Source organism: Pseudomonas sp. FP1740 (assembly GCF_030687165.1).
Lineage (GTDB): Bacteria > Pseudomonadota > Gammaproteobacteria > Pseudomonadales > Pseudomonadaceae > Aquipseudomonas.
Window position 1 is genome coordinate 1,769,078 of record NZ_CP117461.1, and the last position, 14,480, is coordinate 1,783,557.

Here is a 14,480-nt window from a genome sequence, read left to right on the forward strand (position 1 = left end):
CGGCGATCATGGATATGCGCAAAAGCGGTCTGGTCAGCAGCAGCGATTCGGGTTCCTACTCGGACCTGAATCGTTTGAATCAGCTCAAGGTCGGCGACAAGAACAGCGATGCGAACATGCGCAAAGTGGCGCAGGAATTCGAGTCGCTGTTCCTCGGCGAAATGCTCAAGTCCATGCGCTCGGCCACCGAAGCGCTGGGCCAGGATAATCCGCTCAACACGCCGGCAGCCAAGCAATACCAGGAAATGTACGACCAGCAGTTGGCCGTTTCCCTGTCCCGTGAAGGCGGCGGTATCGGCCTGGCTGACGTGCTGATGCGCCAGATGTCGAAGAACAAACCGTTGGCACCGGGCGAGGCTGCTGCAGCGTCTGCCGCCAAGCAAGCCGCCGCGAAGGCCGCCGTGGAAACACCGATTGCCGCCGGTACGGTCGCCACCAACGGGCCGCTGTCGCGCCTCAATGGTGAGCGTCCGTTGTGGGCTTCGCGCGCGGTGAAGTTGCCGGCGAACGCGGGCGAGGGGACTCACCGCAATGACATGGCGCTGATCAATCAGCGGCGTCTGGCGCTGCCACCGAAACTGGCCGACCGTTTGCTCGCAGGGCTGGTGCCATCGGCATCGACCACGGCGACAACCGCCACCGTAATGCAGAACAAAATCCAGGTGCCGACGAGCACCGCGACCGGTTCCGGCCCGCTGTACAACGGTGATTGGCTGGCTTCGCAAACGGATACGATCTCCAGTGGGCGCCTGCAGATTTATGGTCGTGCCATGGCTCAAATCCCCCTGGCGCCGGCGAAGAAAGCCTTCAGCTCCGCCGACGAATTCGTCAACACCATGCTGCCAATGGCCAAAGAAGCCGCCGACCGTATCGGTGTCGATCCGCGTTACCTGGTGGCTCAGGCCGCCCTGGAAACCGGTTGGGGCAAATCGGTCATGCGCGCCCAGGATGGCAGCAGTAGCCACAACCTGTTCGGGATCAAGGCCAGTGGTAACTGGAAGGGCGATTCGGCGCGGGCGATCACCAGCGAATTCAGAAATGGCCAGATGGTCAAGGAGACGGCCGAGTTCCGTTCCTACGCCTCTTACAAGGACAGTTTCCATGACCTTGTGACGCTGCTGCAAAGCAACAATCGCTATCAAGATGTGCTGAAGTCGGCCGATAACCCAGAACAGTTTGTACGCGAGTTGCAAAAAGCCGGGTATGCAACCGACCCGGATTACGCAAGCAAGATTTCGCAGATAGCCAAGCAGATGACGAGTTACCAAAACTACGCTGCAGCGGGCGCTTCCACTACGCCTTTATAGGCACAAGGCATAAGGTTTGAATCATGAGTTTGCTCAACATCGGGATGTCGGGTTTATCCGCTGGCCAAAGCGCGTTGATGGTGACCGGTAACAACATTGCCAACGCCGACACCGCAGGCTACTCGCGTCAGCAAACCGTGCAGGGCAGCAAGGCCTCGAATCAGTTCGGCAATGTCTACATCGGCACCGGTACGACCCTGGCCGATGTGCGTCGGGTGTACAACAGCTACCTCGATGCGCAACTGCAAACCACCACCTCGCTCAACAGCGACTCGGCTGCCTATGCCGGACAGATCAGCCCGCTCGATAAGTTGCTGTCGGACAGCGGTACCGGCCTCAACGGCGCCCTGACCAAGTTCTTCGCCTCGGTACAGAACGTCAACGCGAAACCGGGCGACGATGCTTCCCGCCAACTGCTGCTCAGCGATGCGCAAGCCCTGAGTAACCGTTTCAACTCGATCTCCAGCCAGTTGACCGCGCAGAACGCGGACATCAACGGTAACCTGGCGGACATGGCCGATCAGGTTAACAAACTGGCGGCCACCGTGGCCCAGTTGAACCAGAAGATCTCCGAAGTTTCCAACGCCGGCGGCCAGCCCAACGACTTGCTCGACGCGCGCAACGAGACCGTGCGCCAGTTGTCCACCTTCACCGGTGCGCAGGTGATCGAGCGTGACGGCAACCTCGACATTTACCTGGGCAGCGGTCAACCGCTGGTCATGGGCAGCACTGCCAGCAAGCTGGAAGTGGTGCCGAGCAAAGACGATCCGTCGCGTTCGGCCATTCAGCTCAATCGAGGTTCGAGCACCATCGATATCACCTCGGTGATGACCGGTGGCGAGATGGGCGGCTTGCTGCGTTATCGCAGCACCGTGCTGGACCCGGCCATGAATGAACTGGGGCGTGTGGCGCTGGTCGTCGCCGATCAGATGAACACCGTCCAGGCCCAGGGCATCGACAAGAACGGTGACTTCGGTTCGAACCTGTTCAATAGCATCAACACCGCAGCGCAAATGGCTCAGCGCAGCGTTGCCACGGTCGGTAACAGCGCCGGCTCAGGCAACTTCGATGTGAGCATCGAGGACAGCGGCAAGCTGACCATCAACGATTACAAGGTCACCTTCACCAGCGCCACCAACTACACCGTGCAGCGTCTGCCAGAAGGCACCGCCATGGGCGCGTTCAGCACGCTGACCACGCCACCGCCGGTGATCGATGGTTTCTCCATGACACTTTCCGGTGGCACCGCAGCCGCCGGCGACACGTTCAAGATCACCCCGACCCGCAACGCGGCGACCAACATCAAGACCGAGATGACCGACTCCAAGCGTCTGGCCATCGCGGCACCGTTGGGCGCGGCCATTGCTGCGGGCGGCAGCGGCACACTGACGATTCCGGCCAGCGGTCAACCGGCCCTGACCACCAAGTTCGATATCTACGACACGGCGACCACCACCACGCTCCAGAACGGCCTGAAGACGTCGACGCCGGTCAAAATCGTGTTCGGTGCGGCTGGCGGTACGACTCAGACTTACCAAATGCTCGATGCCCAAGGCAACGCGCTCAGCAGCGGCACCATCGTGCCGGGCCAGAACAATACGCTGAGCCTGACCATTCCACTGGTCGACGGCACCGGCGCCGCGATCAATGATCCGGGACCGCCCATCGTGCAGCGCACCGTGTCGTTCGACATGACCGTGGCCGGTTCGCCAGGTAACGGTACTGCGATCAACGTCTCGCTCAGCCAGCCGGGTTCGTTGGACAACCGTAACGGCACCACACTGGCCGCCTTGCAGACCAAGCAGACCGTGGACACCGGTTCGGCCAGTAACGGTATTTCCCTGAACGACGCCTACGGCAAGCTGGTCTCGGGCGTCGGCGCCAAAGCGGCCCAGGGCAAGCTCGACAGTGCTGCGACCACCGCGATTTTGGCCAATGCCAAAGGCGCTCGCGACTCGTTGTCCGGTGTCGACCTCGATGAGGAAACCGGCAACCTGGTCAAGTACCAGCAGTACTACACCGCGTCTTCGCAGATCATCAAGGCTGCGCAGGAAATCTTCAGCACACTGATCAACAGTCTTTAAGGAGTCGTAGCCCATGCGCATTTCTACCGCCCAGTTTTACGAGTCCTCTGCTGCCAACTATCAGAAGAATTTTTCCAACGTGGTCAAGAGCAGCGAAGAGGCCAGCAGCCTGGTTCGCGTGAATACCGCGGCGGATGATCCGGTCGGCGCTTCGCGTCTGCTGCAATTGGGTCAGCAGGCTTCGATGCTTGATCAGTACTCGGCCAACATGACCACCATCAAAGGCACCCTCGGCCAGACCGAAGCGGTGATGACCAGTATCGGCAACGTGCTGCAGCGTGCCAAAGAGCTGGCGCTGGGCGCTGGCAACGCAGGCTATACCGATGCCGACCGCCAGGCCAACGCTTCCGAACTGGGGCAGATCGAAGAACAACTGCTCAGCCTGATGAACACCAAGGATGAAAACGGCAAGTACATCTTCTCCGGATCCAAGGGCGATGTGGTGCCGTTCTCCCGCAACACCGATGGCAGCTACACCTACAACGGTGATCAGGTCACGCTGGATCTGCCAATCGGCGATACCCAGTCGATGGCCACCAACAGCACCGGTTGGGACGTGTTCCAGCAGGCGATCAACACTACCCGGACTCAGACCACGCTCACCGCGCCTGCGGTCGATGACGGTCGTGTGGTGCTGTCCAACGGTCAGGTTGAATCCGATGTCACCTATAACACCAAGTTCCGCAGCGGCGAGCCTTACACCGTGAGTTTCGTCAGCGGTACGCAGCTGCAAATTACGGACTCGTTGGGTAATGATGTCACCGCCGAGGCCAGTCAGAACGGCGTGTTCAGTTCCACCAGTGGTGCGGCCACACAGACTGTCAGTTTCCGTGGCATTGATCTGAACTTGAACATCAACCTGCAAGCGGGGGATGTCCCGGGAACCGTGATCACCGGGCACAGCTTCACGCTGGCAGCCAAGCCGGACAGCTTCAACACTTCGCGCAGCCCGGGCAACCCGTCGACCGCGCTGGTGACAGGCGCCTCTGTGACCAACAGCACCAACTACCACGCCAGCTTCCCGGGCGGCGGGGCGATTCTCAAGTTCACCAGTGCCACGAACTTCGAACTCTATGCCGCGCCATTGACCGTCAACAGTAAACCGGTGTCCACCGGTACCATGGCCGGTACGACCGCGACAGCATCGGGTGTCTCGTTCACCGTGGCCGGTACGCCGGGTGCAGGCGATCAGTTCTCGGTGGCGGTCAACACGCACCAGACCCAAAACATTCTGGACACCGTCAGCCAGCTGAAAACAGCGCTGTCGACGCCAACCAATAATAATCCGATTGCCATTCAGCAAATGAACGCTGCAGTCACTGCCGGTATCGGCAACCTGTCCAGCGGTATGGATCAACTGGCCTCCGGTATCAGTTCTGTAGGCGGTCGCGGTGCGTCATTGGATACCCAGACTGATATCAACCAGAGTCTGGCACTCGCCAACACCCAGACCCAATCGGCCATTCGCGATTCCGATCCGGCTGAAGTGATGACCCGCCTGACTCTGCAGCAGACCATGCTGCAAGCTTCGCAACTGGCGTTCAGCAAGATCGCTCAGTTGGGGCTGTTCAACAAAGTCTGAGTCAGGGCCTTCGCGATCTCGCGAAGGCTTGCGACTGCCGAGTGCAAACCGTCTTTATTCAGCGGTTCGGGGAGTTTCACTTCGTTGAAGTAAGCTCCCGCCGCTCGCGAGTTCTCCCGCCGTGAAACCAGCACCTCTTGTTACCATCGCCATCCCCGCCTTCAACCCGCAGTTCTTCCAGACGGCACTGCAAAGCGCGCTGAATCAGACCTACGCCAATCTTGAAGTGATCGTCTGCGATGACAGTGGCGGTGACGAGATCCGCGAGATCGTCGATGCCTGTGAGGTGCCTGTCTCGATTCGCCTGCGCTATGTGCGCAATCCGCAGCGCCTGGGTTTTCAGGCCAACCTCATGGCCTGTGCACAAGAGGCCAGCGGTGACTATTTGAAGTTGCTGTGCGACGACGACCAGCTACTCCCTGAATGCATCACTCAGCAGATCGGCGGCTTCGTCGACCACGACGATGTCAACTTGGTGATCGGCCAGCGGCAGTTTTACGATGGTGATTACATCCTGCTTTCCGACCGTGTGGAAAATTGCTGTTTTTCCACCGGTGTCACCTTGTTCAAGGGCGAGGATCTGCTGGGTATTCTGGAAAGCAGTCCGGTCAATTTTCTCAGTGGCCTCAGCGGGGCGTTGTTGCGAACCCGCCATGCTCTGGAATATCTGCCGGCCCTGACTCAGATCGGCGAAGGTTTTATCGCGTGTCTGGACTTCGCCTTGTTTGCCTGCCTGCTACGGCGTGGCAATCTGGTGGTGGTAGGTCAGGTGTTGAGCCTTGAGCGTTTGCATCCGGCGCGGCTGAGTGATCAGGCGCCAGTCAAGGCAGCGGTAATGACCGAGCTCGACTGGCTCAAGCAAATGCTTGCCTTGCGCAGTGGTGAGCCGGCGCCTGCGCCGGGCTGGGTACGTTATCTGGCACTGGCTGATGCGATTGCGGGGCACGCCTATGCCTGGGAAGAAACCGCGCTGGGACGGCAACTGGGCTTCATTCAAACGATGGTGCACACCCGGGTAGGCGTTGAGAGCGAGAGCTTTGCCGACATGTACCGGGAATGGCTGTCGTGCCGTCGTTTGAAACCGGCTCAGCAACGCTTGCTCGACGCCCGATTGCAGGGTTGGAGCTGGCGTCCACGCATCGTGCCGATTGTTCTCGACAGCGAAGGCGATGTTCCGGCGCTGGAAGAAACGCTCAAGAGCATTCGTCAGCAAACCTATGCTGCTGAGCAAGTGGTAGTGCTGTCCCAATTGCAGCACTCGCCATGCGACGGTGTGCAGCATGTGCGCCTGGATGATGAACCGGTTACCCAGTTCAATCGCCTGCTGGCCCAGTTGGACAACGCAGACTGGATCTATCTGGTTCGCGCGGGGGATCGCTTGAATGAACTGGCTTTGCTGTTGCTGGCAGAGCGCATGGTGGAAGTGCCTGACGTGCGCTGCCTCTACAGTGACGAGGGCGGATTGCGTGATGATGTTTCGGTCGAGCCGGTGTTCAAGCCGGACTTCAACCTGGATCTGATGCGCAGCTATCCCTATGTCGGCCGTGTGCTGGCCCTGCAGCGGCAGCGGATGATCGAGCTGGGTGGCATGCAAGACGGTTTTGGCGAGCTGGGTGTGCACGATCTGGTCTGGCGACTGGTGGAGAGTAACGGGCCGCATGCGATTGGGCACATTGCTGAAGTTCTCGTGGAGTCCGCTCTGTGTCTCTCCCAGTGGCTCACGCAGCCGCAGATTATCGAGCAGAGCCCTCGCGTACTGGCCGCGCATCTGCAGCGGCTCGGCGCACCGCACCGGATTCGTCCCGGCAGCCAGTCGATGATCAATCGTGTGGACTACCTGCATGATGAGCCGGCCATGGTCTCGATCATCATTGCGACCCGCGATGAACTGGGCTCCCTGGAGCGTTGCGTCGAAAGTCTGTTGGAGAAAACCGCCTGCCAACGCTTTGAAGTTCTCATTGTCGACAATGGCAGTACTGCCGTTGATGCCTGCAACTGGCTGTCAGCCATGGAGCAAATGGGCAGTGACAAACTTCGGGTGTTGCGCTGTGGTCATGGTGACAATCTGGCGGCAGTGCAGAACTTTGCTGCCGGCCACGCCCGTGGCGACTATCTGTTGTTTCTCAGCCCCTACAGTGTCGTTGTGGGCCCTGATTGGCTCGACGAGTTGCTCAATCACGCTCAGCGTCCGGAAGTCGGTGTGGTCGGCGGTCGGCTGGTGAGTCCGCAAGGGCGTATCGAGGGCACGGCCCAGGTACTGGGGTTGCGGGGGGCCGTCGGTGTTCCCAATCGTGGTGAGCCGCTCAATACGTCCGGTTACATGCAGCGCCAGCAGACGGTACAGAATTTCAGTGCCGTGGGCATCGATTGTCTGCTTGTGCGCAAGAAAGTTTTTGATGAGCTGCATGGCCTGGACGAGCAAAATCTGGCGCAGGCACTCAATGGCGCTGACTTTTGCCTGCGCGTGAAGCAAAACGGATACCTGGTGGTGTGGACTCCCTACGCCGAATTGATGCGAGTGGTTCCATCCTCTGCCTTCACTCCCGCTCCCAGGGTGCTACAGGCCGAGCAAAAAAGTTTTTACCAGCGATGGTTGCCGGTGATAGCCAGGGATCCGGCCTACAACCCTAACCTGAGTCTGGGCGCCAGCAACTTCAGTCTGGAGCCGGGATTCAAGGATGGCTGGGACCCGTTCTCGCGCCCGCTTTTGCCCAAGGTGCTGGGGATCCCAATCAATACCACCGCAGTGGGCCATTACCGGGTTGCCCAGCCGTTCCGTGAGTTGGAGGCGGCCGGGCGCGTGATGGGGCACCTGAGTTATCACACGCCGACAGACATTGACCTTGAGCGGTGTTCCCCCGACGTGATCGTGTTGCAGGGGCGCTATAGCCAGAATGCGGTCGATGAGGTTGAGCGAGTCAAAAATTGTTCGCACGCTTTCCGCATCTTCGAACTTGACGATTATGTGATTGATGTCCCGAAGAAGAACGCGCACCTGCGCAAGGCTGAGGTCGGGGTCGATAAAATAGTGCGCCGTGGCGTAGGGCTGTGTGACCGGGTTGTGGTCTCGACCCAGCCCCTGGCCGATGCATTGCGGGACATGCATCACGACATCCGGGTCGTCCCGAACATGCTTGCCCCGCATCTCTGGACCGGGCTCACCAGCCAGCGCCGCACCTCTCGCAAACCTCGCGTGGGTTGGGGCGGCGGGACGAGTCATGATGGAGACTTGGCAATCATTGCGGACGTGGTGCGTCTACTTGCCAACGAAGTCGAATGGGTGTTCTTCGGCATGTGTCCGCCAGCTTTGCGTCCGTTTGTCCATGAGTTCCATCCCAGCATCGGCCTGGAGGCCTATCCGGCCAAACTGGCCAGCCTGAACCTCGATCTGGCCTTGGCTCCGCTGGAATTCCATATCTTCAACGACTGCAAGAGCAACTTGCGTCTGTTGGAGTACGGTGCCTGCGGTTACCCGGTGATTTGCACCGACACTGAAGCCTATCGCGGCTATCTGCCCTGCACCAAGGTCGTGAGCAACAGCACCGAGGAATGGCTCGAGGCAATCCGCATGCACCTGTCCGACCCTGATGCGAGCTATCGCATGGGCGATGCGCTGCGCGAAGAAGTGCTGCGCGACTACATGCTCAAGGGCAACAACCTCAACTACTGGGTCGAGGGCTGGCTGCCGAACTGATCGAGCATGGATGTACACCTGCAGGCGGCCTTGGGCCCGCTTTACGCTTGGGGACGAACCCGGTCTGCATGATCCGGATTCGTCCCTTTTTTATGCCTGCTATTTGGACTCATGAGCTGGCGCGTTTCCTGCAAGTCCCCCTCATATCGCCATAAAACGAGCGCTTGCGGCCGGTACGCCAGCGCCTGACACGGCAGAGCGTTTTAGCCAGACAGCCCGCAAAAGCTTGAAACAGCTTGGCCGAGCTCTGTGAAGAACAAGAGGGGAGACGATGAAGGCAGTAATTCTGGCGGGTGGCCTGGGCACGCGCATCAGCGAAGAGTCGCACCTCAAGCCCAAGCCGATGATCGAGATCGGCGGCAAGCCAATTCTTTGGCACATCATGAAACAGTACTCCGCCCACGGGATTCATGACTTCGTGATCTGCCTTGGCTACAAGGGCTATGCGATCAAGGACTTCTTCGCCAACTACTTCCTGCACACCTCCGACGTCACCTTCGACATGCGCAACAACCGCATGGACGTGCACCAGAACTACAGCGAGCCGTGGAGCGTCACCCTCATCGACACCGGCGAGGAAACCATGACCGGTGGCCGCTTGCTGCGCGCCGGCCGTTACCTCAAGGATGAAGAGGCGTTCTGCTTCACCTATGGCGATGGCGTCTCCGATATCAATATCCGTCAACTGGTGGACTACCACAGCGTCCACGGTCGTCTGGCGACCGTCACCGCCGTACAACCGCCGGGCCGTTACGGCGCCCTGGAGCGTCACGGCGATCAGGTACTTGGTTTCACCGAGAAGCCCCGTGGCGACGGCGGCTGGATCAATGGCGGCTTCTTCGTGCTGTCGCCGAAAGTGCTGTCGTACATCGGCGGTGACGAGACCACTTGGGAAGCCGAGCCGTTGACCCGGCTGGCCCAGGACGAACAGTTGAAGGCTTTCGAACACGAAGGCTTCTGGCACCCGATGGACACCCTGCGCGACAAGAACCACCTCGAAGCGCTGTGGCAGAGCGGGGAGGCCCCATGGAAGCAATGGGCCTGAGTCCGGAGTTCTGGCGTGGCAAACGGGTGCTGCTGACCGGCCACACCGGTTTCAAGGGCAGCTGGTTGACGTTGTGGCTGCAAAGCCTCGGGGCCGAGGTCAGCGGGTTTTCGCTCGATCCGTCCACCGAGCCGAGCCTGTTCGAACTGGCGCGGGTACATGAGGGCATCAACGATCAGCGCGGTGATCTGCGTGATCTGGGCGCCTTGCTGGAACTGATCGCCGAAACCCAGCCGGAAATCGTCCTGCACCTGGCGGCCCAACCGCTGGTGCGCGAAGGCTATCGCGATCCGCTCGGCACCTATTCCAGCAACGTCATGGGCACGCTCAATCTGCTCGAAGCGATCCGCCAGGTCGGCGGCGTGCGTGCCTGTGTGTTAGTGACCACCGACAAGGTCTACGCCAACAAGGAATGGCTGTGGCCGTACCGCGAAGACGAAGCCTTGGGCGGTCACGATCCTTACAGCAGCAGCAAGGCTTGCTGCGAATTGTTGGCGCAGTCTTACGCCGCATCGTTTTTCCCGGCCGACAAGTACGCCGAGCATGGCTTGGCGTTGGCCACCGCGCGGGCCGGCAACGTGTTGGGCGGTGGCGACTTCGCGCCGGAACGCCTGATTCCCGATGTGCTCAAGGCCTGGTCGGCCGACCAGCCGGTAACCCTGCGCTACCCGCAAGCCGTGCGCCCCTGGCAGCACGCTCTTGAACCTTTGGCGGGTTACCTGCAACTCGCCGCAGGCCTCTATGAGCAAGGCCCTCAGTTTGCCGGCGCGTGGAACTTTGGCCCGAGCGAAGCGGACATGTGCAGCGTCGGCGAAGTGGTCGAGTTGCTTGCCAGCCGCTGGCCGCAAGCACGCGGATTGCGCATCGAACCGAGTGATTTGCATGAGGCCGGGCTGCTGCGCCTGGACAGCAGTCGCGCCCGTCAACGGTTGGCCTGGCAACCGCGCTGGTCGTTGCAGCAGTGCCTGACCCAGACCCTCGATTGGCACCTGGCGTGGCAGAACGGTGATGACATGCGTGAAGTCACCCTGAACCAGTTGAACCTGTACCGAGGCGCGTTGTGAGCGAGTTTCTGTTGAAAGCCTTGCCGCTGGCCGGTCTGTTCAGCGTGCAGCACAAACGCTTCGAAGATGATCGCGGGCATTTCGCCCGGCTGTTTTGTGAAGGCAGCCTGAGCGCTTTCGGCCAGCCGTTTCATATCCGCCAGATCAACCACTCCTGCACCCGTGAGCGGGGCAGTGTGCGCGGTCTGCATTTTCAAAATTCCAATGCACCGGAAGCCAAGTTGATTACCTGCCTGCGCGGCGAAGTCTGGGATGTGGCGGTGGACTTGCGCCCCGATTCCGAAACCTTTCTGCACTGGCACGCCGAGCACCTGAAGGCCGGTGACGGTCGCAGCCTGCTGATCCCGGCCGGGTTCGCCCACGGCTTCCAGACGCTGACCGATGACGCCGAATTGCTCTACCTGCACAGCGCTGATTACACGCCTGCGCACGAGGGCGGGTTGTCGGTGAACGATCCACGGCTGGCGATTGCCTGGCCGTTGCCTGTCAATAATCTGTCGGCCAGGGATTCCAGCCATCCCTTGATCGATGAACACTTCGCTGGAGTGCGTCTATGAACTGCCGAGGGTGCGCCGCACCGCTGAGCCTGCCGCTGATCGACCTCGGCACCTCGCCGCCGTCCAACGCCTATGTGCATGCCGATCGCCTGGAACAAGCCGAGCAATGGGTGCCATTGAAGGTCGCGGTGTGTCAGCAGTGCTGGCTGGTGCAGACCGAGGATTACACCAGCGCCGACAGCCTGTTCGATGCCGAGTATGCGTATTTCAGTTCGTTCTCCAGCACCTGGCTGGCCCATGCCGAGCGCTATGTCGCCGAGATGGTCGAACGCTTCGGCCTGACTGCCGACAGCCGCGTGGTGGAAATCGCCGCCAACGACGGTTACCTGTTGCAGTACGTCGCCGGGCACGGCATCCCTTGCCTGGGCGTTGAACCGACCCGCAGCACCGCGCAAGCGGCGCGGGAAAAAGGCCTGGAGATTCGCGAACTGTTTTTCGGTCGCGACACCGCCGCGCAGCTGAAAAACGAAGGCTGGGCCGCCGACCTGATGGCCGCCAACAACGTGTTGGCGCATGTGCCGGACATTAATGATTTCCTCGGTGGTTTCTCCACCTTGCTCAAGCCGACCGGTGTGGCGACGTTCGAATTTCCGCAACTGTTGACATTGATGGCCGGGCAGCAATTCGACACGCTGTATCACGAGCACTATTCCTACCTGTCCCTGACTGCCGTGCAGACCTTGTGCGAGCGCAATGGCCTGGAAGTGTTCGACGTCAGCCAGTTGTCGACCCATGGCGGTTCGTTGCGGGTGTTCGTCCAGCGGGCCGACGGTGTTCGCCGTGAGGTGCAGCCAGCCGTTCAACAGCAGTTGCAGGCTGAACTGGCAGCGGGAGTGAAAACCCCCGAGTACTACGCGACCCTGGCACCAGCGGCCGAGGGCATCAAGCACCAATTGCTGCGTTTCCTGTTGCAGGCCAAGGCTGACGGCAAGCGCGTGGTCGGTTATGGCGCGGCGGCCAAGGGCAACACCTTGCTCAACTACGCCGGGGTCAAACCGGACCTGTTGGCCTGGGTGGCCGATGCCAACCCGCACAAGCAGGGCAAGTACTTGCCGGGCAGTCGCATTCCGATCGTTTCGCCGGCGCAGATTGATCTGGAGAAACCGGATTACATCCTGGTGTTGCCATGGAACCTGTTGCACGAAGTCAGTCAGCAACTGGCGCAGGTGCGTCAGTGGGATGGCCGTTTCGTGATCGCCGTGCCTGAGTTGACCGTACTGTGAAGGTGCTGGTCACCGGTGCCACCGGGTTCGTCGGCCGACATCTGGTCGCGGCTTTGCTCGCCCGTGGCTGCGAGGTGCGGGCCGTGGCGCGTAACGCCGAGACCGCCGCGCAATTACCGTGGATCAACGCTGTGGAGTTCGTGGCCGCGGATGTTCATGCCACCGACCTGGACTTTGCCGCGCTGACCGATGGCGTCGATGCCTTGGCGCATCTCGCCTGGCCGGGGTTGCCGAATTATCAGGCGCTGTTTCACTTCGAGCACAACCTGATGGCCGATTACCGCTTCATCAAGGGCGCGGTCGAGGCGGGCGTATTGCAGGTGTTGGTCACCGGCACCTGTTTCGAATACGGCCTGCAGAGCGGGCCGCTCAGCGAGCAGACCGAGGCGCGGCCAAGCAACCCTTACGGGCTGGCCAAGAACACTTTGCGTCTGTTCCTCGAAAACCTGCAGCGCCAACAGCCCTTCACCCTGCAATGGGCGCGGCTGTTCTACCTGCACGGGGAAGGGCAGAACCCCAACAGTTTGCTGGCGGCGCTGGACCGGGCAATCGACGCCGGGGACGACAGCTTCAACATGTCGGCCGGCGAGCAGTTGCGCGATTACCTGGCGATTGACATAGCCGCTAATTACCTCGCCACGATCCTGCAACAGCGCGAATTCGATGGCGTGATCAATTGTTCCAGTGGCCAGCCGGTATCGGTCAGGGCGTTGGTCGAGCAGCGGCTGCGTGAGCGTGGCGCGTCGATCCGTTTGAACCTGGGCCATTACCCATACCCGACCCATGAGCCGATGGCGTTCTGGGGCGTGGCGGACCGCTTGCAACAGCTACTGGGAGCAGAGCATGAGGCATGAGTTGTATCGGGTCGCCGACCTGCCGGTGTTGCAGAACCGTACCTTTGCCGACCCGGAGTCGGCCAGGGCTTCGGCCAGCGCCGACATGCTGTTGGTGCAGGACGAGACGAGCGGGCTGATCTTCAATCAGGCTTTCGACGCCGACAAGCTCAGCTACGACGCCGACTATCAGAACGAGCAGGCGCATTCCGGCCAGTTCCAGAAGCACCTGAGCGATGTCGAAGGGATCATTGCCCGTCACTTCAAGGGTCAGGAACTGATCGAAGTCGGCTGCGGCAAAGGCTATTTTCTTGAGCTGCTCAAAGGCCTGGGCTACGCCATTACCGGCATCGATCCGGCCTACGAAGGCGACAACACTGACGTGATCAAGGCACCGTTCACTCGCGGCCTGGGGTTGTCGGCGGACGCTATCGTGCTGCGGCATGTGCTGGAACATATCCAGGACCCGGTGAGTTTTCTCGCCGAGATGGCCAAGGCCAATCAGGGCGGGCAGATCTACATCGAAGTGCCGTGCTTCGACTGGATTCTCGAGCACCGCGCCTGGTTCGACCTGTTCTACGAGCACGTCAATTATTTCCGCCTCGATGACCTGCGCCGGATGTTCGGCACCGTGCACGAGGCCGGTCACCTGTTCGGTGGCCAATACCTGTACATCGTCGCCGACCTGGCCACGTTGCGCCTGACGCCGGAACAACCAGTGCCGCGCCTGGCATTGCCGGACGGGTTCACCAGCAGCCTTGAGCGTGCGGTGCAGATCATTCAAGCGGCGCCCGAGCAAGGTTCGGCGATCTGGGGTGCCTCGTCCAAAGGCGTGATTTATTCGTTGTTCCTGCAACGCGCGGGTGTGGCGGTGGATCGCGTGGTGGATATCAACCCGGCCAAACAGGGACGTTATCTGCCCCTGAGCGGCGTGCGGGTGTCTTCGCCGCAAGAGGCCATGGATGCTTTGCCTGAAGGCGCCAACCTGTTTGTGATGAACTCCAACTACCTCGAAGAAATCAAGCGGATGACCGGTGGACGCTACGTCTATCACGCCGTCGACAGCGCTTCGTTCCAGTGACTATTGAGAT

At 60.5% G+C, this 14,480-nt stretch carries 10 protein-coding genes; all 10 read left to right on the forward strand.

What is annotated here, in order from left to right:
• Positions 1-8 precede the first annotated feature (8 nt).
• Entirely contained in the window at positions 9-1,307 is a 1,299-nt protein-coding gene (gene flgJ, locus PSH69_RS07795; protein ID WP_305411584.1) for a flagellar assembly peptidoglycan hydrolase FlgJ, read from the forward strand.
• A 23-nt stretch (positions 1,308-1,330) separates the two neighbouring features.
• Positions 1,331-3,391 carry a flagellar hook-associated protein FlgK gene (gene flgK / locus PSH69_RS07800; RefSeq protein ID WP_305411585.1) on the forward strand — a complete coding sequence of 687 codons (2,061 nt, stop codon included), beginning with the start codon at positions 1,331-1,333 and terminating at the stop codon, positions 3,389-3,391.
• A gap of 13 nt (positions 3,392-3,404) precedes the next feature.
• A complete protein-coding gene (locus PSH69_RS07805) occupies positions 3,405-4,973 on the forward strand; it encodes a flagellar hook-associated protein 3 (RefSeq protein WP_305411586.1) in 1,569 nt (522 codons plus the stop codon).
• 121 nt (positions 4,974-5,094) lie between these two features.
• Positions 5,095-8,667: a glycosyltransferase gene (locus PSH69_RS07810; protein WP_305411588.1), complete on the forward strand. Its 3,573-nt coding sequence runs from the start codon at positions 5,095-5,097 to the stop codon at positions 8,665-8,667.
• Between the two features lie 271 nt (positions 8,668-8,938).
• Positions 8,939-9,712 (forward strand): glucose-1-phosphate cytidylyltransferase, encoded by a 774-nt coding sequence (rfbF, locus tag PSH69_RS07815; protein ID WP_305411589.1) that lies wholly within the window; start codon positions 8,939-8,941, stop codon positions 9,710-9,712.
• The gene (rfbG, locus tag PSH69_RS07820; RefSeq protein ID WP_305411590.1) at positions 9,694-10,776 is read left to right on the forward strand and encodes a CDP-glucose 4,6-dehydratase; all 1,083 of its coding nucleotides are present in this window, start codon (positions 9,694-9,696) and stop codon (positions 10,774-10,776) included. The genes rfbF and rfbG overlap by 19 nt, the downstream gene beginning before the upstream one ends.
• Complete coding sequence (locus PSH69_RS07825) at positions 10,773-11,333, forward strand: dTDP-4-dehydrorhamnose 3,5-epimerase family protein (protein WP_111454407.1); 561 nt, start codon at positions 10,773-10,775, stop codon at positions 11,331-11,333. Before rfbG ends, PSH69_RS07825 begins: the two co-directional genes overlap by 4 nt.
• Positions 11,330-12,556: a class I SAM-dependent methyltransferase gene (locus PSH69_RS07830; protein WP_305411591.1), complete on the forward strand. Its 1,227-nt coding sequence runs from the start codon at positions 11,330-11,332 to the stop codon at positions 12,554-12,556. Before PSH69_RS07825 ends, PSH69_RS07830 begins: the two co-directional genes overlap by 4 nt.
• Entirely contained in the window at positions 12,553-13,410 is an 858-nt protein-coding gene (locus PSH69_RS07835; RefSeq protein WP_305411592.1) for an NAD(P)-dependent oxidoreductase, read from the forward strand. Before PSH69_RS07830 ends, PSH69_RS07835 begins: the two co-directional genes overlap by 4 nt.
• On the forward strand, positions 13,400-14,470 hold the full coding sequence (locus PSH69_RS07840; RefSeq protein WP_305411593.1) for a class I SAM-dependent methyltransferase: 1,071 nt from the start codon (positions 13,400-13,402) through the stop codon (positions 14,468-14,470). The genes PSH69_RS07835 and PSH69_RS07840 overlap by 11 nt, the downstream gene beginning before the upstream one ends.
• Positions 14,471-14,480: the final 10 nt, after the last annotated feature.